This is a genomic window from Pseudomonas sp. SD17-1, assembly GCF_029201585.1.
Taxonomy (GTDB): Bacteria; Pseudomonadota; Gammaproteobacteria; order Pseudomonadales; family Pseudomonadaceae; genus Aquipseudomonas; species Aquipseudomonas palmensis.
The window spans coordinates 734071-759236 of the sequence record NZ_CP104044.1 but is presented as its reverse complement, the minus strand read 5'-3'; the positions used below and the strand labels follow the sequence as shown (position 1 = coordinate 759236).

The 25166-nt window shown below is 64.6% G+C and carries 20 protein-coding genes; 10 read left to right on the top strand and 10 right to left on the bottom strand.

Annotated elements, in window-relative coordinates; translation table 11 throughout:
• Positions 1–163 precede the first annotated feature (163 nt).
• Both N0B28_RS03420 and glyA read left to right on the top strand, forming a co-directional pair.
• A complete protein-coding gene (locus tag N0B28_RS03420) occupies positions 164–4006 on the top strand; it encodes a bifunctional diguanylate cyclase/phosphodiesterase (RefSeq protein WP_275730346.1) in 3843 nt (1280 codons plus the stop codon).
• 208 nt (positions 4007–4214) lie between these two features.
• Positions 4215–5468: a serine hydroxymethyltransferase gene (glyA, locus tag N0B28_RS03415; protein WP_043860563.1), complete on the top strand. Its 1254-nt coding sequence runs from the start codon at positions 4215–4217 to the stop codon at positions 5466–5468.
• Positions 5469–5610: 142 nt separating this feature from the next.
• On the opposite strand, the gene yjiA is transcribed toward glyA, so the two are convergent.
• The 3 genes from yjiA to N0B28_RS03400 form a co-directional block, all read right to left on the bottom strand.
• On the bottom strand, positions 5611–6570 hold the full coding sequence (gene yjiA / locus N0B28_RS03410) for a GTPase (RefSeq protein WP_043860564.1): 960 nt from the start codon (positions 6568–6570) through the stop codon (positions 5611–5613).
• A gap of 86 nt (positions 6571–6656) precedes the next feature.
• A complete protein-coding gene (locus N0B28_RS03405; protein ID WP_043860565.1) occupies positions 6657–6854 on the bottom strand; it encodes a YbdD/YjiX family protein in 198 nt (65 codons plus the stop codon).
• An 18-nt stretch (positions 6855–6872) separates the two neighbouring features.
• Positions 6873–8939, bottom strand: coding sequence for a carbon starvation CstA family protein (locus tag N0B28_RS03400; protein ID WP_043860566.1), 2067 nt, complete (start codon positions 8937–8939; stop codon positions 6873–6875).
• Positions 8940–9136: 197 nt separating this feature from the next.
• On the opposite strand from N0B28_RS03400, the gene N0B28_RS03395 reads away from it, so the two are divergent.
• Entirely contained in the window at positions 9137–9502 is a 366-nt protein-coding gene (locus N0B28_RS03395) for a PilZ domain-containing protein (RefSeq protein WP_058540734.1), read from the top strand.
• Positions 9503–9766: 264 nt separating this feature from the next.
• Positions 9767–11287, top strand: coding sequence for a nucleobase:cation symporter-2 family protein (locus tag N0B28_RS03390; protein WP_210015157.1), 1521 nt, complete (start codon positions 9767–9769; stop codon positions 11285–11287).
• Positions 11288–11334: 47 nt separating this feature from the next.
• Here the strand turns inward: N0B28_RS03390 and radA are convergent, their stop codons facing one another.
• Entirely contained in the window at positions 11335–12702 is a 1368-nt protein-coding gene (gene radA, locus N0B28_RS03385) for a DNA repair protein RadA (protein WP_054916566.1), read from the bottom strand.
• 175 nt (positions 12703–12877) lie between these two features.
• On the opposite strand from radA, the gene mscL reads away from it, so the two are divergent.
• Entirely contained in the window at positions 12878–13291 is a 414-nt protein-coding gene (mscL, locus tag N0B28_RS03380; RefSeq protein WP_054916565.1) for a large-conductance mechanosensitive channel protein MscL, read from the top strand.
• Between the two features lie 48 nt (positions 13292–13339).
• Here the strand turns inward: mscL and N0B28_RS03375 are convergent, their stop codons facing one another.
• Positions 13340–14116, bottom strand: coding sequence for a ferredoxin--NADP reductase (locus tag N0B28_RS03375; protein ID WP_043860573.1), 777 nt, complete (start codon positions 14114–14116; stop codon positions 13340–13342).
• Between the two features lie 246 nt (positions 14117–14362).
• On the opposite strand from N0B28_RS03375, the gene N0B28_RS03370 reads away from it, so the two are divergent.
• Together N0B28_RS03370 and N0B28_RS03365 are read left to right on the top strand one after the other, a co-directional pair.
• Positions 14363–15067, top strand: a complete 705-nt coding sequence (locus tag N0B28_RS03370; protein ID WP_078481820.1) for an autoinducer binding domain-containing protein — start codon at positions 14363–14365, stop codon at positions 15065–15067.
• A 107-nt stretch (positions 15068–15174) separates the two neighbouring features.
• Positions 15175–16299: a methyltransferase gene (locus tag N0B28_RS03365; RefSeq protein WP_275730337.1), complete on the top strand. Its 1125-nt coding sequence runs from the start codon at positions 15175–15177 to the stop codon at positions 16297–16299.
• Between the two features lie 135 nt (positions 16300–16434).
• Here the strand turns inward: N0B28_RS03365 and N0B28_RS03360 are convergent, their stop codons facing one another.
• From N0B28_RS03360 to N0B28_RS03350, 3 genes are read right to left on the bottom strand one after another with little or no spacing between them, the layout of a single operon-like run.
• Complete coding sequence (locus tag N0B28_RS03360) at positions 16435–16590, bottom strand: DUF2474 domain-containing protein (protein WP_043860576.1); 156 nt, start codon at positions 16588–16590, stop codon at positions 16435–16437.
• A gap of 12 nt (positions 16591–16602) precedes the next feature.
• A complete protein-coding gene (cydB, locus tag N0B28_RS03355; RefSeq protein WP_043860577.1) occupies positions 16603–17610 on the bottom strand; it encodes a cytochrome d ubiquinol oxidase subunit II in 1008 nt (335 codons plus the stop codon).
• Positions 17611–17613: 3 nt separating this feature from the next.
• Positions 17614–19050 (bottom strand): cytochrome ubiquinol oxidase subunit I, encoded by a 1437-nt coding sequence (locus N0B28_RS03350; RefSeq protein WP_043860578.1) that lies wholly within the window; start codon positions 19048–19050, stop codon positions 17614–17616.
• Positions 19051–19423: 373 nt separating this feature from the next.
• Between N0B28_RS03350 and N0B28_RS03345 the strand changes: the two genes are divergently transcribed.
• A complete protein-coding gene (locus N0B28_RS03345; protein WP_275730333.1) occupies positions 19424–20653 on the top strand; it encodes an MFS transporter in 1230 nt (409 codons plus the stop codon).
• Between the two features lie 92 nt (positions 20654–20745).
• Here N0B28_RS03345 and N0B28_RS03340 read toward each other — a convergent pair whose 3' ends face one another.
• Positions 20746–21231 (bottom strand): GNAT family N-acetyltransferase, encoded by a 486-nt coding sequence (locus tag N0B28_RS03340; protein ID WP_054916561.1) that lies wholly within the window; start codon positions 21229–21231, stop codon positions 20746–20748.
• Positions 21232–21390: 159 nt separating this feature from the next.
• Between N0B28_RS03340 and N0B28_RS03335 the strand changes: the two genes are divergently transcribed.
• Both N0B28_RS03335 and trmA read left to right on the top strand, forming a co-directional pair.
• Positions 21391–22686 (top strand): NCS2 family permease, encoded by a 1296-nt coding sequence (locus N0B28_RS03335; protein ID WP_043860685.1) that lies wholly within the window; start codon positions 21391–21393, stop codon positions 22684–22686.
• A complete protein-coding gene (gene trmA / locus N0B28_RS03330; protein WP_043860686.1) occupies positions 22683–23768 on the top strand; it encodes a tRNA (uridine(54)-C5)-methyltransferase TrmA in 1086 nt (361 codons plus the stop codon). Before N0B28_RS03335 ends, trmA begins: the two co-directional genes overlap by 4 nt.
• 108 nt (positions 23769–23876) lie before the next feature.
• Here the strand turns inward: trmA and N0B28_RS03325 are convergent, their stop codons facing one another.
• Complete coding sequence (locus N0B28_RS03325; protein ID WP_104572305.1) at positions 23877–25043, bottom strand: alkaline phosphatase family protein; 1167 nt, start codon at positions 25041–25043, stop codon at positions 23877–23879.
• Positions 25044–25166 lie beyond the last annotated feature (123 nt).

Genomic DNA, 25166 nt, shown 5'->3' with positions numbered 1-25166 from the left:
GAACAGGACTGGCACTTTGCCACACTTCAAGGCATGCTAGCCGCCCTTCGGGCGTGCAGCTTATAGTGCGCGCCTGGAACCGGGATGCGACAGGACTACCGCACACTGCGCCGCTTGTCGCTGCGTAGCGATCACCTGCCACAGCCTCACGCAGGAACAGCGTTTGACCAATCTGACTCAGCCTTCATCCCCGCGCAAAGCCACGAGTGCGTCCGGTTCGCCCTTGCGTGGCTCGCTCAAAGGCGCGTTGGCCATCCTGGTGCTGCTGTTGCTCGCGCTGCTGTTCTGGCAGGTGTTCGAACAGTTCCGCCATACCCAGGCCGATCGCCGCCAGCAGAGCCTGGATGCAAGTGCCGAACTGGCCAGCCAGCTCAACCTGAGCCTGGCATTGAACGCGCAAAAAGCCCTCACCCTGCTGCAACCCTACCCCGCCGCACCGGCCGTCACCGACCTGCCGCCGCTGCTCGAACACCTGCACGCACGCCTGCCCGCCCTGCGCAGCCTGGTGTGGGTGGACGCCCAGGGCGCGTTGCTGCGCGACAGCGCGGGCATCAGTGCCGACCGCAAGGCGCTCCAGGAGCTGCTGCACCTGGGCCAGGAGCGCCCGTACTACTTCAGCAACAGCGACGACAACAGCCTGGTCTACCTGCTGCTGCAGCACCCCGACAGCGACACCCGTGGCTATTGGCTGCTGCGCCTGGCCCCGGAGTACTACCAGCAACTGAGCCAACCCCTGGAGCACGCCGCGCCACCGCTGTGGCTGCTGGAAAACAGCCGCACGGCACAGGTCATCGATCGCCACGCGCCGCCGCTCGATGCGCGCGAGGCCAGCATCGAGCCGCCGCAAAGCGTGCTGCTGGCGTACCTGAACAACAGCGACTGGCAACTGCGCGGCCTGTTCGATGCCGCCTACAGCCGCCAGCAACTGCTGCCGGCCTTGATCGGCAAGTGCGTGCTGGGCCTGGTGTGCGCGCTGATCCCGCTGCTGGCGCTGATCAGCATGCGCCGCCGTCACCGCGCCCTGCAGGAAGGTCGGCGACGCTATCAGGACATCTTCGAAGGCACGGGCGTGGCCTTGTGCGTACTCGACCTGTCGGGGCTGACCGAACTGCTGGAACGCCTGCGCCTGCGCAGCACAGCCGAGCTGGCCCAGCGCCTGGCCCGGGATGTATCGCTGCGCCACAGCCTGCTGGGCGAGCTGAAGGTTACCGAAGTCAATCAGGTGGCCCTGCAACTGCTGGGCGCCGGCTGCTGCGAGAGCGCCTGGCAGCGCCTGATCGAAGGCCACTCGCCGGGCGCCGAAGGGGTGGGCATGCAGTTGGTCGAGGCAGTGGTGCAGGACCTGCGCCTGCTGGAGCTGGAAGTGCGGCTCAGCGACCCCCAGGGCCAGGACCAGCACCTGTGGCTGATGGTGCGCTTCCCCCAGGCACGGCGTGACTACCAGGCCGTGATCCTGAGCATCAGCGATATCACCAGCCGCAAGCGCGTGGAGCTGTCGCTGCTGGAGCGCGAAAGCTTCTGGTCGGACGTGGTGCGCACCGTGCCCGACCAGCTGTACGTGCAGGATGTGCACAGCCTGCGCATGATCTTCAGCAACCGCCACCTGGGCCAGACCCTGGGCTATTCGCGCAGCGAGCTGGCGCAGATGGGCGAGTACTTCTGGGAAGTGCTGCTGCACCCGCAGGACGCCGAGCTGTTTCGCCAGATGCGCCAGCAGCAGCGCCAGAGCGGCTATGTGGAGCAGTTGCATTGCCAACTGCGTTTTCTTCACCACGACCAGAGCTGGCGGCGCTACGACATTCGCGAACAGGCCCTGACCCGCGACCCTGACGGTACGGTGCTGCGCATCATCGGGGTGGGCAAGGACGTCACCGACCAGATCGAGGCGAGCGAGTCGCTGCGCGACAGCGAGCAGCGCTACCGCATGCTCGCCGAGAGCATCAGCGACGTGATCTTCTCCACCGACCCGCAGTTGCAGCTCAACTACGTCAGCCCTTCGGTGCAGACGGTACTGGGCTACGACGTGCCGTGGATCTTCGCCAACGGCTGGCAGTCGACCATTGCCAACCCGGCGCAGCTGACCGGCGTGTTCACCCTGTTCGAACGGGTCAAGCGGGCCCTCGAGGAACCCGCCGCGCTGGAGCGCCTGCGCACCGAGGTGACCACCCAGCTGTTCCTGTTCGACTGTCTGCGCGCCGACGGCCGCAAGATCCCGATCGAGCTGCGCGTGGTACTGGTGTGGGACGAGCACAACCATTTCGAGGGCATCCTGGGCGTCGGCCGCGACATCAGCCAGCAACGCCGCGCCGAGAAAGACCTGCGCATGGCCGCCACGGTGTTCGAGCATTCCACCTCGGCGATCCTGATCACCGACCCGGCCGGCTACATCGTGCAGGCCAACGAAGCCTTCAGCCGGGTCAGCGGCTACGCGGTGAGCGACGTGCTCGACCAGTTGCCGAGCCTGCTCACCGTCGACGAACAGCAGGAAGCCCACCTCAACTACGTGCTCAAGCAACTGCACCAGCGCGGCACCTGGGAGGGCGAGGTCTGGCTCAAGCGCCGCAGCGGCGAGCACTACCCGGCGTGGGTCGGCATCACCGCGGTGCTCGACGACGAGGGTGACCTGGCCAGCTACGTGTGCTTCTTCACCGACATCAGCGAGCGCAAGGCCAGCGAACAGCGCATTCACCGCCTGGCCTACTACGACGCCCTGACCCACCTGCCCAACCGCACGCTGTTCCAGGACCGCCTGCACACCGCGCTGCAGCAGGCCGAGCGGCAGAAGGCCTGGGTGGTGCTGATGTTCCTGGACCTGGACCGTTTCAAGCCGATCAACGACTCCCTGGGGCATGCCGCAGGCGATCGCATGCTCAAGGACATGGCCGAACGCCTGCTCGACTGCGTACACGACGACGACACCGTGGCACGCATGGGCGGCGACGAATTCACCTTGCTGCTGCAACCCAAGGCCACCCGCGAAATCGCGCTCAACCGCGCGATCCACGTGGCCGAGCAGATCCTGGGCAGCCTGGTGCGACCGTTCGTGCTGGAGAACCGCGAGTTCTTCGTCACTGCCAGCATCGGCATCGCCCTCAGCCCGCAGGACGGCAGCGAGCTGAGCCAGCTGATGAAGAACGCCGACACCGCGATGTACCACGCCAAGGAGCGCGGCAAGAACAACTTCCAGTTCTACCAGGCCGACATGAACGCCAGTGCGCTGGAGCGCCTGGAGCTGGAAAGCGACCTGCGTCATGCGCTGGAGCAGAACGAGTTCATCCTCTACTACCAGCCGCAGTTCAGCGGCGACGGCAAGCGTCTGACCGGTGCCGAGGCCCTGCTGCGCTGGCGCCACCCGCGCCGCGGGCTGGTGCCGCCGGGCGACTTCATCCCGGTGATCGAGGAACTGGGGCTGGTGGTGGACGTGGGCGACTGGGTCATCAGCGAAGCCTGCCGCCAGCTCAAGGCCTGGCACCAGGCCAAGGTGCGAGTGCCCAAGGTGTCGGTGAACATTTCGGCGCGCCAGTTCTCCGATGGCCAACTGGGCACGCGCATCGCCACCATCCTGGCCGATACCGGGCTGCCGCCGGCGTGCCTGGAGCTGGAACTGACCGAAAGCATCCTGATGCGCGAGGTCAACGAGGCGATGGTGATCCTCGACAGCCTGAAGAATCTGGGGCTGAGCATTGCGGTGGACGACTTCGGCACCGGCTACTCGTCGCTCAACTACCTCAAGCAGTTCCCCATCGACGTGCTCAAGATCGACCGCACCTTCGTCGACGGTCTGCCCGAGGGCGAGCAGGATGCGCAGATCGCCCGCGCCATCATCGCCATGGCCCACAGCCTGAACCTAGCGGTGATTGCCGAGGGTGTGGAGACCCATGAGCAACTGGAGTTTCTGCGCGAGCACGGCTGCGACGAGGTGCAGGGCTACCTGTTCGGGCGGCCGATGCCGGCCAACCAGTTCGAGGCGCAGTTCAGCAACGAAACGTTGTTCATGTTCGAATGACGCATCGCGGGTCAAGCCCGCTCCCACAGGATGTTCTCGGCCCCCGAGAGCGGATACCAGACCTGTGGGAGCGGGCTTGACCCGCGATAAGTTCACACCGAGCCTGAATGAGCCCCGCTTGTCTGCGACATGATGCCCTTTCATATGCCAGACAAAAGCCGATGAGGTAGAATGCCCGCCTATTTCAGCACGATCCTTGAGGACCGCCATGTTCAGCCGTGATTTGACCATTGCCAAGTACGACGCCGATCTCTTTGCCGCCATGGAGCAAGAAGCTCAGCGCCAGGAAGAGCACATTGAGCTGATCGCTTCGGAAAACTACACCAGCCCTGCGGTGATGGAAGCTCAAGGCTCGGTACTGACCAACAAGTACGCCGAAGGCTACCCGGGCAAGCGCTACTACGGTGGCTGCGAATACGTCGACGTGGTCGAGCAACTGGCCATCGACCGCGCCAAGCAGCTGTTCGGCGCCGACTACGCCAACGTGCAGCCGCACGCCGGCTCCCAGGCCAACGCTGCCGTCTACCTGGCCCTGCTGTCGGCCGGTGACACCATCCTGGGCATGAGCCTGGCCCACGGCGGCCACCTGACCCACGGCGCTGCCGTGTCGTCCTCGGGCAAGCTGTACAACGCCATCCAGTACGGCATCGACGCCAACGGCCTGATCGACTACGACGAAGTCGAGCGCCTGGCGGTCGAGCACAAGCCGAAAATGATCGTGGCCGGTTTCTCGGCCTACTCGCAGGTGCTGGACTTCCCGCGCTTCCGCGAAATCGCCGACAAGGTCGGTGCCTACCTGTTCGTCGACATGGCCCACGTGGCTGGCCTGGTCGCCGCTGGCGTGTACCCGAACCCGGTACCGTTCGCCGACGTGGTCACCACTACCACCCACAAGACCCTGCGCGGTCCACGTGGCGGCCTGATCCTGGCCCGTGCCAACGCCGACATCGAGAAGAAGCTGAACTCCGCCGTATTCCCGGGCGCCCAGGGCGGCCCGCTGGAGCACGTGATCGCGGCCAAGGCGATCTGCTTCAAGGAAGCGCTGCAGCCTGAGTTCAAGGCCTACCAGCAGCAAGTGGTGAAGAACGCCCAGGCCATGGCCGGCGTGTTCATCGAGCGCGGCTTCGACGTGGTGTCGGGCGGTACTGAAAACCACCTGTTCCTGCTGTCGCTGATCAAGCAGGAAATCTCCGGCAAGGACGCAGACGCTGCCCTGGGCAAAGCCTTCATCACCGTCAACAAGAACTCCGTGCCAAACGACCCACGCTCCCCGTTCGTCACTTCCGGCCTGCGCTTCGGCACCCCGGCCGTGACCACTCGCGGCTTCAAGGAAGCAGAGTGCAAGGAACTGGCGGGCTGGATCTGCGACATCCTGGACGACCTGAACAACGAAGCGGTGATCGACGCCGTTCGCGAGAAGGTCAAGGCCATCTGCGCCAAGCTGCCGGTGTACGGCAACTGATCGCAGGTACCTGATGTGAAAAAGCCCGGCTCCCAGCCGGGCTTTTTTGTGGCATCGCGGGTCAAGCCCGCTCCCACAGGATTTCATAGCCCTCCAGATGGGTAGTAAACCTGTGGGAGCGGGCTTGACCCGCGATGGGCCCTCAGGGGCGACCCAAGGCCTCGAACCCCTCGCGAATCTTCGCCTCGGGCAGGTCATCGGCAATGAACACCATCACACTCTCGCGCTGTTCGCCTTCGGCCCACTCGGTATCCCAGTCGAAGCCATAGAGCTTCAGCACGCCCTGAAACACCAGCCGCCGATCCTCGCCAGCAATGTTCAATACGCCCTTGTAGCGCAACAGCTGTTTGCCATGCGCCTCCAGCAATTGGTTCATGAACTCGCTCAGCCGGTCGATATCCAGCGGCACATCAGTACGCAGCACCATGCTGGAGATCCGGTCCAGGCTGTTGCCCGCCGCCACAACAGGCCGCAGGTTGAGGCTGGCGTTGAGGTTGAACCCGCGCACATCCAGCATCTCGGCCAGGTCGATCCTGCCGTTGTCCACCACACGGATCGGCGCACGTCGGTTGATCCGCGCCAGGCGCTGGCTCAAAGCCTCGAACGCGGCCGCATCGACCAGGTCGGTCTTGCTCACCAGCAGGCGATCGGCAAACCCGACCTGAGCCTGGGCGATGGTCTGGGTCAGGTGCAGGTCGGCATGCGCGGCATCCACCAGGGTGATGATGCCGTCGAGGATGTAGCGCTCTCGCAGCTCTTCGTCGATGAAGAAGGTCTGCGCCACCGGTGCCGGGTCGGCCAGGCCGGTGCACTCGATCACCAGCCGGTCGAAGGCGATTTCGCCGCTGTCCAGACGCTCCAGCAGCAGGAACAGCGCCTTGGTCAGGTCGGTGTGGATGGTGCAGCACACGCAGCCGTTGGCCAGGGTCATGACCTGCACCGGTTCGTCGCCCAGCAGTTGGGTGTCGATGCCGGCGTCGCTGAACTCGTTTTCGATCACGGCGATTTTCAGGCCGTGCTCGGCCTTGAGCAGGTGGCGCAGCAAGGTGGTCTTGCCGGCCCCCAGAAAACCGCTGAGCACGGTGACGGGAATGGGTTGCACGGAAAATCTCCTGAACACTGAAATGACTGTGGGAGCCCGGCTGCCCGGGCTCCCACAGGTTTGTCACACGCGGGCGGTGCCGTCTTTCAACAGCACTTGGGCCCGCCCTTGCCGCCGTAGCGCGCCTCCTGGCGTTCCCGGAAGAACTCCTCGTAGGTCATCGGCGGCAGGTCGGGGTGCCGGGTTTGCATATGCTCGACGTAATTGTCGTAGTCGGGCATGCCGACCATCAGGCGGGCTGCCTGCCCCAGGTACTTACCCAGTCGACCGAGATCGTTGAACATGTCTGCAATCCTCTTGGTTTACGCGTCCGGCAAGGCCTGGAACGGCGATTCCTTGTCGGTACGTTCTTTCTTGTTCAAGGCGCGGATACCGACCTTGAGCGCGAAGAACAGGATGCTGAACACCACGAACAGGAACAGCGCGGTCAGCGTCGCGTTGGTGTACGCGTTGAAGATCACGTGCTGCATCTGCGCGATGTCCTTGGCCGGGGCCAGTACCTGACCGGCGTCCAGCGCCGCGCTGTACTTGTTGGCCAGGGCCAGGAAGCCCACCGCCGGGTTCGGGTCGAACAGCTTGATGAAGCCTGCGGTGGTGGTGCAGATCAGCAGCCATACCGCCGGCACCAGGGTGACCCACATGTACTGCTGGCGCTTCATCTTGATCAGCACCACGGTGCCGAGCATCAGCGCGATACCGGCCAGCATCTGGTTGGAGATGCCGAACAGCGGCCACAAGGTGTTGATGCCACCCAGCGGGTCGATCACGCCCTGGTACAGCAGGTAGCCCCACAACGCCACACAGCCGGCGGTAGCGAGCAGGTTGGCGCCCCACGACTCGGTGCGCTTGAGTGCCGGCACGAACGAGCCCAGCAGGTCCTGCAGCATGAAGCGCCCGGCACGCGTACCGGCGTCTACCGCAGTGAGGATGAACAGGGCTTCGAACAGGATCGCGAAGTGGTACCAGAACGCCATGGTGTTTTCACCCGGCAGTACCTGGTGCAGGATCTGCGCGATACCCACCGCCAGGGTCGGCGCACCACCGGCACGGGCCAGCACGGTGTGCTCGCCGATGTCCCGGGCGACCGCCTCGAGCTGCTCGGGGGTGATGGCAAAGCCCCAACTGCTGACTGTCTGCGCCACCGACACCACGTCGGCACCGACCACCGCGGCCGGGCTGTTCATGGCGAAGTACACGCCCGGCTCGATCACCGAGGCGGCAACCATGGCCATGATCGCGACGAACGACTCCATCAGCATGCCGCCATAGCCGATGTAGCGGGCGTTGACTTCGTTGTCCAGCAGCTTGGGCGTGGTGCCCGAGGAGATCAGCGCATGGAAGCCCGATACCGCGCCACAGGCGATGGTAATGAACAGGAACGGGAACAGGGTGCCCTTCCACACCGGGCCGGTGCCGTCGGTGAACTGGGTCAGCGCCGGCATCTTCAGCTCGGGCGCCAGCACCAGGATGCCGATGGCCAGGGCAATGATGGTACCGATCTTGAGGAAGGTGGAGAGGTAGTCACGCGGCGCCAGCACCAGCCACACCGGCAGCACGGCGGCGACGAAGCCATAGCCCACCAGCATCCAGGTGATCTGCACGCCGGTGAAAGTGAACGCCGGGCCCCACACCGGATCAGCGGCCACCAGGCCCCCCAGCCAGATGGACAGCAACAGCAGCACCACACCGATCAGCGAGATCTCGCCGATGCGGCCCGGGCGGATATAACGCATGTACACGCCCATGAACATCGCGATGGGGATGGTCGCCATCACCGTGAACATGCCCCAAGGGCTTTCGGCCAGGGCCTTGACCACGATCAGCGCCAGCACCGCAAGGATGATGATCATGATCAGGAAGCAGCCGAACAGGGCGATGGTGCCCGGAATGCGGCCCATTTCCTCACGCACCATGTCGCCCAGCGAGCGACCGTTGCGGCGGGTGGACAGGAACAGGATCATGAAGTCCTGCACTGCACCGGCCAGTACCACGCCGGCAATCAGCCAGAGCGTACCGGGCAGATAGCCCATCTGCGCAGCCAGTACCGGGCCCACCAGCGGGCCGGCGCCGGCGATGGCCGCGAAGTGGTGACCGAACAGGATGTGCTTGTTGGTCGGCACGTAGTCCAGACCATCGTTGTTGAGCACCGCCGGGGTGGCCCGGCGCGGGTCCAGCTGCATCACCTTGGTGGCGATGAACAGACTGTAGTAACGGTAGGCGACCAGGTAGAGGGCTACCGAGGCAACCACAATCCACAAGGCGTTGATCGCTTCGCCACGGCGCAGGGCAACCACACCCAGCGCACAGGCCCCCAGGACTGCCAGCAGCAGCCACGGTATATGGCGTAGCAGGCTATTATTGTTGTTCATGGTTTGCTTCCAGCTAGTGGATATGAAAGACCGCCCATCGAGTCTAGGGCGAGTCTTGGCGCATTGCCATACTTGCTTTGGTCTAGAGCCTGCAGCCCCGCCCACAGTCTCGTTATGCGCGTTCGCGATCATGCTGGCAAGCCCTGAGCTATAGTCAGTCAGGTTCCAGCCAGGTTCTACTGCAAAGGGCCTCCACCATGAGCGATCACCCAGAACGCCGGCGCTTCCAGCGCATACCCTTCGATGCACCGACCGAACTGCTCCAGGGCGAACGACGCTGGCCGGTCAACCTGCTCGACCTGTCGCTCAAGGGCCTGCTGATCGAGGCGCCCAAGGCCTGGGACGCCGACCTCGAGCGGCCGTTCGCTGCGCAGATACGCCTGGGTGAAGAGGCGTTTGTCACCATGACGGTGGAACTGCGCCATGTCGACGACACCCAGCTGGGGTTTATCTGCGAGCACATCGACCTCGATTCGCTGGAGCACCTGTGCCGCCTGGTGGAGCTCAACCTGGCCGATCGCACCGAACTGGAGCGCGAATTCCATCAACTCATCGACATTTGAAATCTTTTAGCCCGCTACCGACCTGACTCCGCCCCGCCTTCCTGTCCACCCAGACAGCTTTCAAACAGCCGTTCATGCCACCGGACCCAGCCCTGGCGGGCCTGGTGCTGCGTGTTGGAACGATAACTGCATCCACGCCTGCACCCAAACCAATGACCTGACTGTTCCTGTGCCAATCTAAAAATTGTATACAATTGTTCTGGCAATGAATGGCACGAGTTGTCTACAGTAGCGCCACAACAATAAAACAGAGAACCTGCTCCCATGACTACGTCCTCCCCCGACACGTCCACGGCATCACGTCCTGAAGACGAGAACCTGGGGCTCGGCGCCAACCTGGCGTACGGGCTGCAACACGTACTCACCATGTACGGCGGTATCGTCGCGGTACCGCTGATTCTCGGCCAGGCGGCCGGCCTGGGCCCGGCCGACATCGGCCTGCTGATTGCCGCATCGCTGTTTGCCGGTGGCCTGGCGACCCTGCTGCAGACCCTGGGCCTGCCGTTCTTCGGTTGCCAGTTGCCGCTGGTACAGGGCGTTTCGTTTGCCGGCGTGGCCACCATGGGCGCGATTCTCAGCAGCGAGGGCGGCGGCGGCCTGCCGGGAGTGCTGGGCGCGGTGATGGCGGCCTCGTTGATCGGGTTTCTGATCACCCCGGTGTTCTCGCGCATCACCAAGTTCTTCCCGCCACTGGTGACCGGCATCGTGATCACCACCATCGGCCTGACCCTGATGCCGGTCGCGGCGCGCTGGGTCATGGGCGGCAACAGCAAGGCACCGGACTTCGGCAGCATGTCCAACATCGGCCTGGCGGCGGTGACCTTCCTGATCGTGCTGATACTGAGCAAGCTGGGCAGCGCGGCGATCTCGCGGCTGTCGATCCTGCTGGCGATGGTGTTCGGCACCCTGATCGCCTGGTCGCTGGGCATGGCTGATTTCAGCAAGGTGCTCGAAGGTCCACTGGTGGCCTTCCCTACCCCGTTCCACTTCGGCATGCCGACCTTCCATATCGCGGCCATCCTGTCGATGTGCATCGTGATCATGGTGACCCTGGTGGAAACCTCGGCCGACATCCTCGCGGTAGGTGAGATCATCGACACCAAGGTCGACTCCAAGCGCCTGGGCGATGGCCTGCGTGCCGACATGGCCTCGAGCATCCTGGCGCCGATCTTCGGTTCGTTCACCCAGAGCGCATTCGCCCAGAACGTCGGCCTGGTGGCCGTGACCGGGGTGAAGAGCCGCTACGTGGTGGCTACCGGTGGCGTGATCCTGGTGGTGCTGGGCCTGCTGCCGATCATGGGCCGGGTGATTGCCGCCGTACCGACCTCGGTACTGGGTGGCGCGGGGATCGTACTGTTCGGCACCGTGGCGGCCAGTGGTATCCGCACGCTGTCCAAGGTGGACTACCGCAACAACATGAACCTGATCATCGTGGCCGCCTCACTGGGCTTCGGCATGATCCCGATTGCCGCGCCCAACTTCTACGCGCAGTTCCCGAACTGGTTCGAGACCATCTTCCACTCCGGCATCAGTTCGTCGGCGATCATGGCGATTCTGCTGAACCTGGTGTTCAACCACTTCAAGACCGGCAACTCCGATCATCAGTCGGTGTTCGTGGCCGCCTCCGAACGCACGCTGAACTACTCGGACATTTCCGGGCTGCGTGACGGCGACTACTTCGAAGACGGCAAGCTGTTCGATGCCGAGGGCAAGGAGATTCCGTTGCTGGAGAAGGATGAGCATGGGAGCAAGGTGGTGAGGCGAGAGACTGCCGCCGAGCACTAGACAGCACGAGGAGAAAAGGCCGGTGATCTTCACCGGCCTTTTTTGTGTTACTCGAACAACGCATCCAGCGCCTGCTCCAGGCGCGTCACCGCAATCACCTGCAGCCCCGGCGGCGCTTCCTTGGGCGCGTTGCCCTTGGGCACGATGGCGCGCTTGAAGCCGTGCTTGGCGGCCTCCTTCAGGCGCTCCTGCCCGCTCGGCACCGGGCGCACTTCACCAGACAGGCCCACCTCGCCGAACACCAGCAGGTCGTGTGGCAGCGGGCGGTTGCGCAAGCTCGACATCACCGCCGCCATCAAGGCCAGGTCCGACGCGGTCTCCAGTACCTTGACCCCGCCCACCACGTTTAGGAACACATCCTGGTCGTGGGTGGGGATGCCGCCATGGCGATGCAGCACCGCCAGCAACATGGCCAGGCGGTTCTGGTCCAGGCCCAGGGTCACACGGCGCGGGTTGGCCATGTGGCTTTCATCCACCAGCGCCTGCACCTCCACCAGCATCGGCCGGGTACCTTCCCAGGTGGCCATCACCACGCTGCCCGGCACTTCCTCCTGGGCACGGGTGAGGAAGATCGCCGACGGGTTGGAGACTTCCTTGAGGCCGCGGTCGGTCATGCCGAACACGCCCAGCTCGTTGACCGCACCAAAGCGGTTCTTCACCGCGCGCAGCAGGCGCAGGCGACCGTCGGACTCGCCCTCGAAATACAGCACGGTGTCGACCATGTGTTCCAGTACCCGCGGCCCGGCCAACGCGCCCTCCTTGGTCACGTGGCCGACCAGGAAGATCGCCGTGCCGCTCTGCTTGGCATAGCGCACCAGCAAGGCGGCACTCTCGCGTACCTGCGACACGCCACCGGGCGCCGACTGCAACTGTTCGGTGAAGATGGTCTGGATGGAGTCGATCACCATCACCTTGGGCTTTTCGACCCGCGCGGTGGCAATGATGGTTTCGATGCAGGTCTCGGTCATCACCCGCAACTGATCCTGCGGCAGGCCCAGGCGACGGGCACGCATGGCCACCTGCTGCTGGGATTCTTCCCCGGTGACGTACAGCGCCGGCATGCGCGTGGCAATGTTGCACAGGGTCTGCAGCAGGATGGTGGACTTGCCGATGCCCGGGTCACCACCAATCAGCACCACCGATCCATCGACCAGGCCGCCACCGAGCACGCGGTCCAGCTCGGCGCTGGCGGTGCTGAAACGCGGGATCTCCTCGACACTGACCTCGGCCAGGGTCTTGATCTGCGCCTGTTGCCCGGCCCAGCCGGTGCGCCCGGCAGGCGCCGCAGCGCCGCCACTTTCGATCATGGTCTCGACCAGGGTGTTCCACGCGCCGCATTCGCCGCACTGGCCCGCCCACTTGGGAAAGGTCGCGCCGCACTCGGTGCAGCCGTACATGCGCTTGGCCTTGGCCATGGGGCAGTCTCCTGGAAAAAGGGGCCATGATAGCCGAGCCGACCCAGCTGCGGGGCGCCGCCTGGGCGACAAAACTATTCGGCATAGCCGGGGTCTTTTACTGCAACGCGGAGCATGAAGCGCATAGCTGATTTACACTGCGATGACCAATCTCATCTGTTACAGGGAATAAACCATGGGCGTGATCAGTGAATTCAAGGCCTTCGCGGTCAAGGGCAACGTGGTCGACATGGCCGTCGGTATCATCATCGGCGCCGCGTTCGGCAAAATCGTTTCATCGTTTGTTGGCGATGTGGTGATGCCACCCCTGGGCCTGCTGATCGGTGGAGTGGACTTCAGTGATCTGGCGGTGGTGCTCAAGGCGGCCGAGGGTGACGCGCCGGCGGTGGTGCTGGCCTATGGCAAGTTCATCCAGACGGTGATCGACTTTCTGATCGTGGCCTTCGCGATCTTCATGGGCGTGAAGGTGATCAACCGCCTCAAGCGCGAAGAAGCGGTGGCCCCGACCCTGCCGCCGGTACCCACCAAGGAAGAAGAACTGCTGGGCGAAATTCGCGACCTGCTCAAGGCGCAGAACCAGCAGCCCTGAATCGGGCCTGCCTGACCGTAACGGCGCCTTCGGGCGCCGTTGTGCTGTCTACCAGTAGTTTTCCACCGCCACCTGGCCCGGCCGGCGGCTGAGGCTCAGTTGAAGATCACGCGCCTTGAGCACCTGGCGGGTGTCGTCGATCATCTGCGGGTTGCCGCAGAGCATCACCCGCGAATGTTCGGGGGTCAGCGCCAGGCCGGCCGCACGCTCCAGTTCGCCGTTCTCGATCAGGGTGGTGATACGCCCGTTCAGCGCACCCGGGTGTTGCTCGCGGGTGACCACCGGAATGAACTGCAGCTTGCCCGCATGTTCGGCCAGGTAGTCGCGCTGCTCCAGGCCGGCGATCTCCTGCTGATAGGCGAGCTCCCTGGCTTCGCGCACCGAATAGACCAGCTTGATGGTGTCGAACCGCTCCCAGGCTTCGAAGTCCTGCAGTATCGACATGAAGGGTGCAATGCCGGTACCGGTCGCCAGCAACCACAGGTCCCGCCCGTCGGCGAAGCGATCGAGGGTCAGGAAACCGAACGCCTGGCGGTCGATCAACAGTTGGTCACCCTCGCGCAGCCGGCTCAGCTCACTGGTGAACTCGCCGCCGGGCACGACGATCGAGAAAAAGTCCAGGTACTCGTCGAACGGCGACGAGACCATCGAGTACGCCCGCCACACCACGCTGCCATCGGCACGGGTCACGCCCAGGCGAGCAAACTGGCCGGCCCGGAATCGAAAACCGGGATCACGGGTTACGCGCAGGCTGAACAGGTTGGGGGTCAGCGGCTGGACATCGAGCAGGGTCTGGCGGGTGAACTTCTCCGCACTGGCAGTCATGGTGTGCTCCACAATTCAGGTAAACACAGTGTCGCGCAAAGCTGACGGGATAAACACCGCCGCGATGTAATGGCATTACGCTCATGTGTTTCAACCACGTAACAAAACATGTAACGCGGGTTGTACAACCCTATTTTTATGTAGAGCACTGGAACATTTCTATAGCAAAAAAAACCTAGAACAACGTGCGACTTTTCCTACACTCGATCCAGGGTGACTAAATTGCAAAGGTGCACGGAGGCTCAAATGCCATATTGGAAGCAGGAGCAGTTGCAACAACTGACGCAGGAGGAAAACCAGCAACAGATGTTTGCCACTGCACTGTCACTGGCCGAGCAACTGGACATGGAGTTTCTGGCATACCGCCTGAACGGCAGGACGGTCGCCGAAGGCCCGCAGGTCATGATGTTCAACAACTACCCGGCCGAATGGAACGAGCTCTACAAGAAGAACGAGTACGAGCGCATCGACCCGGTGCTTGTGCATTGCCATCATTCGAACATGCCGGTGCTGTGGTCCCCGCAGTTGTACAAGCAAGCCCCCGAGTTGCGGCAGACGGCGTGCGAACATGGCCTGTGCCATGGTTGGAGCCAGGGCACCCAGGACCTGCGCGGCAACGAAAGCGTGCTGTGCGTATCACGCCGGCAGGGCGAAGTGAGCATGGCGGAACTGTACGAAAAGTCGGCCCAGACCCTGTGGCTGTGCAACCTGCTGCACACCCTGATGGTTGCCAAGTTGCATCCGCCCAAGGCCCGCGTGCAGGCACTCTCGCCCCGGGAACGCGAGGTGCTGCAGTGGACCGCTGCCGGCAAGACCGCCGAAGACATCAGTTGCATCCTCACGCTGTCCAGAAGCACGGTCAATTTTCATATCCGCAGCATCACCAGCAAACTCAACACCACCAACAAGACCAGCGCGGTCGCCATCGCCACCCAGTACGGGTTGATCTGAGGTTCTGCTCGCCAACACCCCCCTCCCCACCTGCAAAAACGCTGTAGAATCTGCGCCCGTCCAGCGCCAAGCCCCAGCGCGCGCGCCAAAGCCCAGAGCCCTACGCCATGCCCCTGTTGATCACCCCCTTCGCCGAGCTCGAGCTGCTTCGCCAGCCCGAATACGCCAACGACCCCTTGCAGGCCTTCGACGCGGCCGACGAGTACCTGCTCGAACACCTGGCCGCGCAGGCGCTGCCTGCCACGAGCCGGGTACTGGTACTCAACGACAGCTTCGGCGCGCTGGCCATCAGCCTGCGCGCCCATGCCCAGGTGCTGGGCAGCGGCGACTCCTACCTGGCCCGGCTGGCACTGGAGAAGAACCTGGTGCGCAATGGCCAGGCATTCGACAGCGTGCCCTTCATCGCCGCCAGCCAGCATTGGCAGGGGCCGTTCGACCGGGTGCTGGTGCGCGTACCCAAGACCCTGGCGCTGCTCGAAGAGCAGTTGATCCGGCTGCAGGGCCAGTTGGCACCCGGCGCGCAGGTAATCGCCGGGGCGATGATCAAGCACCTGCCACGGGCAGCCGGCGACCTGCTGGAGAAGTACATCGGCCCGGTGCAGGCATCGCTGGCGCGCAAGAAGGCGCGCCTGCTGATCGCCACGGCCGAGCCCAGGGCGGCGGCAGCCTCGCCCTACCCCACCCGTTATCAGCTGGAGCAACCACCGCTGGAGCTGGTGAACCACGCCAATGTGTTCTGCCGCGAAGGGCTGGATATCGGTACCCGTGCCTTCCTGCCACATCTGCCCCGCGACCTGGGCGATGCGCGGGTGGCCGACCTTGGCTGCGGCAACGGCGTGCTGGGCATCGTCAGCGCGCTGGCCAACCCGCAGGCGCACTACACCCTGGTGGACGAGTCGTACATGGCGGTGCAGTCGGCCGAGCAGAACTGGCAGGCGGCGCTGGGCGAGCGAGCCGTGACGGTGCGCGCCGACGACGGGCTGGCCGGGCAGGCACCGCAGTCCCTGGACGTGGTGCTGTGCAACCCGCCGTTTCACCAGCAGCAGGTAGTGGGGGACTTTCTCGCCTGGCGCATGTTCCAGCAGGCACGCGAGGCACTGTTGGTGGGCGGGGCGCTGTACATCGTGGGCAATCGGCACCTGGGCTATCACAGCAAGCTGGCGCGATTGTTCCGGGGAGTGGAGCAGGTGGCAGCCACGCCGAAGTTCGTGGTGCTCAAGGCGCGCAAGTAGGCCGGGTACGGGGCCGACACCTTCGCCGGCAAGCGGCTCCTGCGCCAGGCGGCCGAGACAGGCAAAAAAAACCCTGCGCAGCTCACGCGGCGCAGGGTGTAAACCCGCCCAGGGCGGGATGGGAAATACCTTGGCTCAGTGGGTACTCAAGCCCGCCGCCGCCATGAACATCCGCATCAGCCAGGCCACCACGGCCAGGCTTGCCACGCTCACTGCCCAGATCAGCAGCAGCCAGCCCAGGCGCTGCATCAGCGGCTTTTTCTCCGGTTCGAAGGTGTCTTTGCCAGTCATTGCCAGGCCCTCCTAGTGATAGCCGTCGTCGTGGGTCACCTTGCCGCGGAACACGTAGTAGCTCCAGAAGGTGTAGCCCAGGATGAACGGGATGATGAACAGCGTGCCCACCAGCATGAAGCCCTGGCTCTGCGGCGGCGCTGCGGCGTCCCAGATCGAGATCGACGGCGGGATGATGTTCGGCCACAGGCTGATGCCCAGCCCGCTGTAGCCCAGGAAGATCAGCACCAACGTCAGCAGGAACGGGGTGTAGTGGGCATGGCGTGCCACCGCCCGCACCAGCCCGTACAGGGTGACCAGCACCAGGATCGGCACCGGCAGGAACCAGAACAGGTTGGGCAGGCTGAACCAGCGCGTGGCGATGTCCGGATGCGCCAGCGGCGTCCAGATACTCACCACACCGGTCACGGCCAGCAGCACGAAGGCCAGTGGGCGCGCCAGGTCATGCATCTTGCTCTGCAACGGGCCTTCGGTCTTCATGATCAGCCAGGTGCAGCCTAGCAAGGCATAGGCCACGATCAGCCCCACCCCGCAGAACAGGCTGAACGGCGTCAGCCAGTCCAGCGAGCCGCCTGCGTAGTTGCGTTCGACCACCTTGAAGCCTTCGATGAATGCGCCCAGTGCCACGCCCTGGAAGAAGGTTGCGGCCAGCGAGCCGCCGATGAACGCCTTGTCCCACAGGTGGCGCTTGTCGGCCTTGGCCTTGAAGCGGAACTCGAAGGCCACGCCACGGAAGATCAGCCCCATCAGCATCAGCATCAACGGCAGGTACAGCGCCGAGAGCACCACCGCATAGGCCAGCGGGAAGGCGCCGAACAGCGCCGCCCCGCCCAGCACCAGCCAGGTCTCGTTGCCGTCCCAGACCGGGGCGACGGTGTTCATCATCACATCGCGGTCGCGCTCGCCCTTGACGAAGGGAAACAGGATGCCAATGCCCAGGTCGAAGCCGTCCATCACCACGTACATCATGATGCCGAAGATGATGATCACGGCCCAGATAAGCGGAAGATCAATACCCATGAGTCAGTTCCCCTTGCTCAGGCTGGCGTGGTCGTCGGCATGGTCGTCGTCGGCAGCCGACAACGGCCGCGCCGGGGTGCGTTGCTGGCCAGGCCCGCCATGGGTCGGCTCGTCGCCCTCGCCTGTTTCCGGCCCCTTGCGCACCAGACGCATCATGTAGCCGAGCCCCGCGCCGAACAGCGCGAAGTACACCACCACGAACATCACCAGGGTGATGCCCAGTTGCGCATAGCTGTGGTTGGACACGCCATCGGCGGTACGCATCAGCCCGTACACCACCCACGGCTGGCGACCGACCTCGGTGGTGAACCAGCCGGCCAGGATTGCGATCAGCCCGGACGGGCCCATCCACAGGGTCAGGTAGAGGAACGGGCGCGAGCTGTACAGGGTGCCGCGCTTGCGCAGCCACAGGCTCCACAGGCCCACGGCGATCATCAGCATGCCCAGCCCGACCATGATGCGGAACGACCAGAACACCACGGTGGAGTTGGGCCGGTCTTCAGGCGGGAACTCCTTCATCGCCGGCACCTGCTTGTCCAGGCTGTGGGTCAGGATCAGGCTGCCCAGCGCCGGGATCTCCAGCTTGAAGTGGGTGGTCTCGTTCTTCATGTCGGGGATGCCGAACAGGATCAGCGGGGTCGGCTCGTCGCCGACGTTTTCCCAGTGGCCTTCGATGGCGGCGATCTTCACCGGCTGGTGCTTGAGGGTGTTGAGCCCGTGGAAATCACCGATCACCGCCTGCACCGGCGCCACGATCAGCGCCATCCACATGGCCATCGAGAGCATCTTGCGAATCGCCGGGTTGTCCTTGCCGCGCAGCAGGTGCCAGGCGGCCGAGGCGCCGACGAAGAAGGCCGTGGCCACGAATGCTGCCGTGGCCATGTGCGCCAGGCGGTAGGGGAAGGACGGGTTGAAGATCACCGCGAACCAGTCGACCGGGATCACCACGCCGTTGACGATTTCATAACCTTGCGGGGTCTGCATCCAGCTGTTGGACGCCAGGATCCAGAAGGTGGAGATCAGCGTGCCGACGGCGACCATGATGGTGGCGAAGAAGTGCAGGCCGCGCCCGACCTTGTTCCAGCCGAACAGCATGACACCCAGAAAGCCCGCTTCGAGGAAGAACGCGGTGAGCACCTCATAGGTCAGCAACGGACCGGTGATCGAGCCGGCGAAGTCCGAGAAGCGGCTCCAGTTGGTGCCGAACTGGTACGCCATGACCAGGCCGGAGACCACGCCCATGCCGAAGTTGACGGCAAAGATCTTCGACCAGAAGTGGTACAGGTCGCGGTAGACGCTGTTGTGGGTCTTGAGCCACAGGCCTTCGAGCACCGCCAGGTAACTCGCCAGGCCGATGGTGATGGCCGGGAACAGGATGTGGAAAGAGATCGTAAACGCAAACTGGATTCGGGCGAGATCTAGAGCCTCTAATCCGAACATAGTGCTTCCTCTGTCAGGTTATCCGGCGTCAGGGTCACGGCCTTGGCGCCAACTGCCCCTACGTCATTGAGTGCGGCGAGTTGGAATTGTTCTGAAAACTTGCAATCGCAGGGAATTCGGCCCTCCGGCCACATCGTTGCATTTGAAACAGTTGCAAAAACAACAATTGATCCAGGTCAACGATTGCCTGAAAGCATAGTCCTGAACGGGCCGCATGGTTGTGTGGTGGTTTGCCGCGTGACCGGTTGCCTCACCCCCTTTACGCACACACGAATCGGTGCGCCTACCGCACGGGGATGACGGCTTTCGCAACCTGCTGTTACAAACTGGTGATAATCTGCCCCGCCGCCCCCGCAAAGGCTCTGTATCGCACATGTCAGACCATGCCCCGCTCCTGCTGCGCCATCACCGCCCCTTCCTGGCGTTCTGGTGCGCGCGAATTTTCACTGCCAGCGGCTTCCAGATGCTCACCGTGGCCATCGGCTGGCACCTCTATCAGCTGACCGGCAACGTGCTCGACCTGGGCCTGGTGGGCCTGGTGGAATTCGCCCCGCGGGTGCTGTTCATGCTGCACACCGGGCATGTGGCCGACCGCTATGACCGGCGCCGGGTGGCAGCGCTGTGCCAGTTCGCCCAGGCGCTGATCGCCCTGGCGCTGGTGGTGGGCAGCAGCACCCACAGCGTGACCCGCGAACTGATCTTCGTGCTGGCGTTCCTGCTGGGCAGTGCGCGCTCTTTCGAGATGCCGGCCACCCAGGCGTTGCTACCCAACGTGGTGCCCTCGGCGCTGTTCCCGCGGGCAGTGGCCGCGTCGGCCTCGGCCATGCAGTCGGCGACCATCGTCGCGCCGGCGCTGGGGGGCTTTCTGTATGCGTTTGGCAGCGTGTGGGTGTATGGCCCGACCGTGGTGCTGTACGTGATCGCCTGCGGCCTGACCTTGCGCCTGAGCGCCGCCCGCCAGCCGGCCAACCGGGGCCGGGCGAGCCTGGAATCGCTGCTGGCGGGCATTCGCTTCATTCGCAGCCGCCCGGACGTGCTCGGCGCGGTGTCGCTGGACCTGTTCGCCGTGCTGCTGGGCGGCGCCACGGCGTTGCTGCCGGTGTTCGCCAAGGACATCCTGCTGACCGGCCCGTGGGGCCTGGGCCTGTTGCGCTCGGCGCCGGCGGTGGGGGCGCTGCTGATGTCGGTGTGGCTGGCGCGCTTCCCCATCGAGCGCAAGGTCGGGCGGGTGATGTTCACGGCGGTGGGGGTCTTTGGCGCGGCGACCATTGCCTTCGGCCTGTCGACCTCGTTCTGGTTCTCGCTGGCGGTGCTGGCGGTGCTGGGCGCGGCTGACATGATCAGCATGGTGATCCGCAGCGCGTTCGTGCAACTGGAGACGCCGGACGAGATGCGTGGTCGGGTAAGCGCGGTGAACGGGTTGTTCATCGGCGCCTCGAACCAGCTGGGCGAGTTCGAGTCCGGGGTCACGGCGCACTGGTTCGGCACCGTGCCGGCGGTGGTGCTGGGCGGGGTGGGCACGCTGGTGGTGACGGGCGTGTGGATCAAGCTGTTCCCGACGCTGGCGGGGCGCGATCACATGCATACCCAGAAAAAGGGCTGACCGCGCTTACCCAATCGTGGGTCAAGCTTGCTCCCACAAGGGCCTCACTGAATCTGTGGGGGCGGGATTGACCCGCAATGAGGCCAGCCAGATCAAAGCATCAGGGTCATCTGCCGCTCATACCCCACCCGCCCGCGATACCCCTCGCCGCTGTCCACCCACCCCGCCGCGCGGTACAGCCTCAACGCCGCCTGATTGTCGGTATCCACCGACAGTTGCAGGCAACGCACCTGCGGCCACACTTCGCGCACCCGCGCCGGCAGCGCCGCCAGGCACCAGCGGCCAAGCCCCTGCCCCTGCGCCCGCCAGTCCACCTGCAGGGCATGCAAGGTGGCCGCATCATGGCGGGCCCACGGCGGCAGGTGTGCACCACGCTTGAGCAGCAGGAAGCCCTGCGGCACGCCCCCCACCAGCAGCGCCAGCCCGCGCACATCGTCGCCGGGCCGGTTCAGCAGGGTATGCAGCGCGCCCTCGATGTCACCGCAAAACGCCCGCTGCGCCGCCAGCACCTCGATGCCGGGCAGGCCTGCGCGCTGGGCCGGGGTCAGCGCATCGTAGTGAATCAGCTGCACGGTCATGGTCCTGGTCCAAAAGTGGCGGTCTTGCTGATATGATGCGCGGCTTTTTTGCGGCCCATTCAAAAATCACTCAGTCCGGCACCCCGTGTCCGGTACAGTCTGTGCTTTGCTGATGGGGTCGAACATTCAAGGCGCCGCAGTGCGCCACGGGGAGCTGGCATGCTGGAAAGGCTGTTTCAACTGAAAGCGCACAATACCAACGTGCGCACCGAAATCCTGGCGGGGGTCACCACCTTCCTGGCCATGGCCTACATCCTGTTCGTCAACCCGAGCATCCTCGGCGAGACCGGCATGGACAAGGGCGCGATCTTCGTCGCCACGTGCCTGGCTGCCGCCATCGGTTCGGCGGTGATGGGGCTGATCGCCAACTACCCGATCGCGCTGGCGCCGGGCATGGGCCTGAACGCCTTCTTCACCTACACCGTGGTGCTGCACATGGGCCACACCTGGCAGGTGGCACTGGGGGCGGTATTCATTTCGGCGGTGCTGTTCTTCCTGCTGTCGATCTTTCGCATCCGCGAATGGATCGTCAACAGCATTCCGCTGCCGCTGCGTTCGGCAATTGCCGCCGGCATCGGCCTGTTCCTGGCGCTGATCGCCCTGCACAACGCCGGCATCGTGGTCGACAACCCGGCCACCCTGGTGGGCCTGGGCGACCTGCGCAACCCGGCACCGGTACTGGCCACCCTGGGCTTCTTCCTGATCGTCGCGCTCGAGGCGATGAAGGTACGCGGCGCCGTGCTGATCGGCATCCTGGCGGTCACCGTCGCCTCCATCGGCCTGGGCTACACCCCGTTCAACGGCATCGTGTCGATGCCGCCCTCGCTGGCCCCGACCTTCCTGCAGCTGGACATCAAGGGCGCACTGGATGTCGGCCTGATCAGCGTGATCTTCGCCTTCCTGTTCGTCGACCTGTTCGACAACTCCGGCACCCTGATCGGCGTGGCCAAGCGCGCCGGGCTGATGGGCAAGGACGGCCACATGCCGAAGATGGGCCGCGCCCTGATCGCCGACAGCACCGCGGCCATGGCCGGCTCGCTGCTGGGCACCTCGACCACCACCAGCTATATCGAATCGGCGGCCGGCGTGAGTGCCGGCGGACGCACCGGGCTGACCGCCATCGTGGTGGCTGGGCTGTTCCTGCTGGCACTGTTCTTCGCCCCGCTGGCCGGCAGCGTGCCGGCCTTCGCAACCGCGCCTGCACTGCTGTTCGTCGCCGTGCTGATGGCCTCGGGGCTGGCGGAAATCAACTGGGACGACGTGACCGAGGCCGCCCCGGTGGTGGTCACCGCGCTGGCCATGCCGCTGACCTATTCGATTGCCAACGGCATCGCCTTCGGCTTCATCTCCTGGACCGTGATCAAGCTGATCTCGGGCCGCCGGCATGAACTGAACTCGGCGCTGGTGGTGCTCTCCATCCTGTTCGTGATCAAGCTGGGCTGGTACGCCGCATGAGTTCCGTCTACGACCCGACTACCTACACCGCGCAGCTTGAGGCCAAGGTCGAGCGCCTGCGCGCACTGCTGGCGCCATTCGGCGCACCGGAGCCGGCGGTGTTCGACTCGCCGCGCGAGCATTACCGCCTGCGCGCCGAGTTTCGCCTGTGGCGCGAGAACGAGCAGCGTCACTACGCGATGTTCGCCCCGGGTGAAAAGCACCAGGCGATCCTGATCGACGACTTCCCCATCGCCAGCCAGCGCATCAACCAGTTGATGCCGCAGCTCAAGGCGGCGTGGCAGGCCAGTTCGGCGCTGAGCTTCAAACTGTTCCAGGTGGAGTTCCTGACCACCCTGGCGGGCGACGCGATGATCACCCTGTGCTACCACCGTCCACTGGACGAGCATTGGGAAGCCGCTGCCCGGCAACTGGCGACCGACCTGGGCGTGAGCATCATCGGGCGCTCCAAGGGCAAGCGCGTGGTGATCGGCCGTGACTATGCGGTTGAAGAGCTGGCCGTGGGCGGGCGCACTTTCCGCTATCGCCAGCCAGAAGGCGCGTTCACCCAGCCCAACGGCACGGTGAACCAGAAGATGCTCAACTGGGCCTACGAGGCCCTGGGCGAGCGCGAGGACGACCTGCTGGAGCTGTACTGCGGCAACGGCAACTTCACCCTGCCGCTGGCCACGCGGGTGCGCAAGGTGCTGGCCACCGAGATCAGCAAGACCTCGGTGAACGCCGCGCTGCACAACCTGGACGACAACGGCGTGGATAACGTGCGCCTGGTGCGCCTGTCGGCCGAAGAGCTGACCGAGGCCCTGAACGAGGTGCGGCCGTTCCGGCGCCTGGAAGGCATCGACCTGAAAAGCTATGCCTTTGGCAGCGTGTTCGTCGACCCGCCGCGCGCGGGCATGGACCCGGACACCTGCGAGCTGACCCGGCGCTTCGATAACATCCTGTACATCTCGTGCAACCCCGAGACACTGGCGGCGAACATCGAGCAGTTGAGCGATACGCACCGTATCGAGCGGTGTGCGCTGTTTGACCAGTTCCCGTATACGCACCATATGGAAAGCGGGGTGCTGCTGGTTCGGCGCTAGGCCCGGATCGGCGGTGTTCTATCGCGGGTCAAGCCCGCTCCCACAGGAATGTCACGGCTCTGAAGGGCAGTGGGGTACCTGTGGGAGCGGGCTTGGCCCGCGATGGCCCTAACCTGAGTACATCAACAGCGGCACCACCTGGTCCGCGTCCGTCAACGCCCCATGGTGCCCGCGCCACTGGCTGGGGTGCTTCTCCTCCACGCTGCGAATGATCCCGCCGGCCCCGGTCGGAACCACGATCAGGTCCCCGATACGCCCTTCGGCCTGGCTCAGCATCACGTCCCCGAACAACCCCGCGCCAATCGCCTGCGCCTTGCTCAACACCCGGTATTCATCCCCCAGGCGGTTCTGCCAGCGCTCGTGCACGCGGTCCTGCTGATGCTCGTGGGTGTACAGGTAGCGCGCCCGGATGTCCCCGGCCATCGCCCGCACCCCGTCCTGCAAGGCACTGTCGGTATCGAAGTCATGCACCTGGGCGCGGTCCAGGTCGAGCATGCCGTGGTCGGCAATCACGAGCATGCGCGCCGAGCGCGGCAGGCGCCCGGCAATGTCGCGGGCCAGCTGATCGGCAATCTCCAGTTGCCTGCACCAGTCGGGCGAGCCCGGCCCATACAGGTGCCCGGCAAAGTCCAGGTCACCGAAATAGGCAAAGCAGAAGGCTGGCGCCTCCACCTCCAGTGCGCTACGCACCAGCTCGGGATAGGCATCGTAGGCCGGCGCGGCAAGGATGCCGCCGGCCTTGTAGATGGCACGGGTGAAGTCCGAGTCGGCAAAGCGCCCGAGCATGACCGTGCTGATCTGTACGCCCTGGGCGGCCGCGTCTTCCCAGGCGGTCTGCGGCACGATGAAGGAGGCCGCGACAGGCGCCGCGGTCGGCACGCTGCCCGTCTGCGCGGCCGCAGTGGTCCATGACAGCGGCGAGAACACCGAATGTGCATCCAGGGCGAAATCGCAGCCCACGATGCCATGCGCACCGCTGCCCATGCCGGAGGTCACCGTGGCCAGGCTGGCGGCAGTGGTGGCCGGGAAGCCGACCTTGAAGTGGCTGTCGGGCTGCATCAGCGCGGCCAGGAACGGTGCATGCTCGGCGTGCGCCTTGAGCAGGTTCCAGCCCAAGCCGTCGATCAACAGCAGGCAGGTGGCTGTAGAGCGCTCGAGCCGAAACGGATTCCTGAAGCCCCTGGCGCCCAACCCGGCGAAAACCGACTGGGTCAGGCTGGCCAGGCCCGGCCAGGTGTCGTGAACGTCCCGCATCTCTTCGAACTGCGCCGCCATGTCGCCCTCCGTGGTGCCGTGCAAAACAACAGGTTTAGCACAGCTTGTTCGATCAGCGAACAGAAACGATCAATGCACGGCCCGCCCCGATTGACCCTATTAACCAGTCAGTACATTTTAGTC

Bases quoted from the DNA above. Each gene is read 5' to 3' on its own strand.
- glyA (WP_043860563.1), top strand. From the start codon at position 4,215: ATGTTCAGCCGTGATTTGACCATTGCCAAGTACGACGCCGATCTCTTT.
- N0B28_RS03405 (WP_043860565.1), bottom strand. From the start codon at position 6,854: ATGTTCAACGATCTCGGTCGACTGGGTAAGTACCTGGGGCAGGCAGCC.
- N0B28_RS03400 (WP_043860566.1), bottom strand. From the start codon at position 8,939: ATGAACAACAATAATAGCCTGCTACGCCATATACCGTGGCTGCTGCTG.
- N0B28_RS03395 (WP_058540734.1), top strand. From the start codon at position 9,137: ATGAGCGATCACCCAGAACGCCGGCGCTTCCAGCGCATACCCTTCGAT.
- N0B28_RS03390 (WP_210015157.1), top strand. From the start codon at position 9,767: ATGACTACGTCCTCCCCCGACACGTCCACGGCATCACGTCCTGAAGAC.
- radA (WP_054916566.1), bottom strand. From the start codon at position 12,702: ATGGCCAAGGCCAAGCGCATGTACGGCTGCACCGAGTGCGGCGCGACC.
- mscL (WP_054916565.1), top strand. From the start codon at position 12,878: ATGGGCGTGATCAGTGAATTCAAGGCCTTCGCGGTCAAGGGCAACGTG.
- N0B28_RS03375 (WP_043860573.1), bottom strand. From the start codon at position 14,116: ATGACTGCCAGTGCGGAGAAGTTCACCCGCCAGACCCTGCTCGATGTC.
- N0B28_RS03370 (WP_078481820.1), top strand. From the start codon at position 14,363: ATGCCATATTGGAAGCAGGAGCAGTTGCAACAACTGACGCAGGAGGAA.
- N0B28_RS03365 (WP_275730337.1), top strand. From the start codon at position 15,175: ATGCCCCTGTTGATCACCCCCTTCGCCGAGCTCGAGCTGCTTCGCCAG.
- N0B28_RS03360 (WP_043860576.1), bottom strand. From the start codon at position 16,590: ATGACTGGCAAAGACACCTTCGAACCGGAGAAAAAGCCGCTGATGCAG.
- cydB (WP_043860577.1), bottom strand. From the start codon at position 17,610: ATGGGTATTGATCTTCCGCTTATCTGGGCCGTGATCATCATCTTCGGC.
- N0B28_RS03350 (WP_043860578.1), bottom strand. From the start codon at position 19,050: ATGTTCGGATTAGAGGCTCTAGATCTCGCCCGAATCCAGTTTGCGTTT.
- N0B28_RS03345 (WP_275730333.1), top strand. From the start codon at position 19,424: ATGTCAGACCATGCCCCGCTCCTGCTGCGCCATCACCGCCCCTTCCTG.
- N0B28_RS03340 (WP_054916561.1), bottom strand. From the start codon at position 21,231: ATGACCGTGCAGCTGATTCACTACGATGCGCTGACCCCGGCCCAGCGC.
- N0B28_RS03335 (WP_043860685.1), top strand. From the start codon at position 21,391: ATGCTGGAAAGGCTGTTTCAACTGAAAGCGCACAATACCAACGTGCGC.
- trmA (WP_043860686.1), top strand. From the start codon at position 22,683: ATGAGTTCCGTCTACGACCCGACTACCTACACCGCGCAGCTTGAGGCC.
- N0B28_RS03325 (WP_104572305.1), bottom strand. From the start codon at position 25,043: ATGGCGGCGCAGTTCGAAGAGATGCGGGACGTTCACGACACCTGGCCG.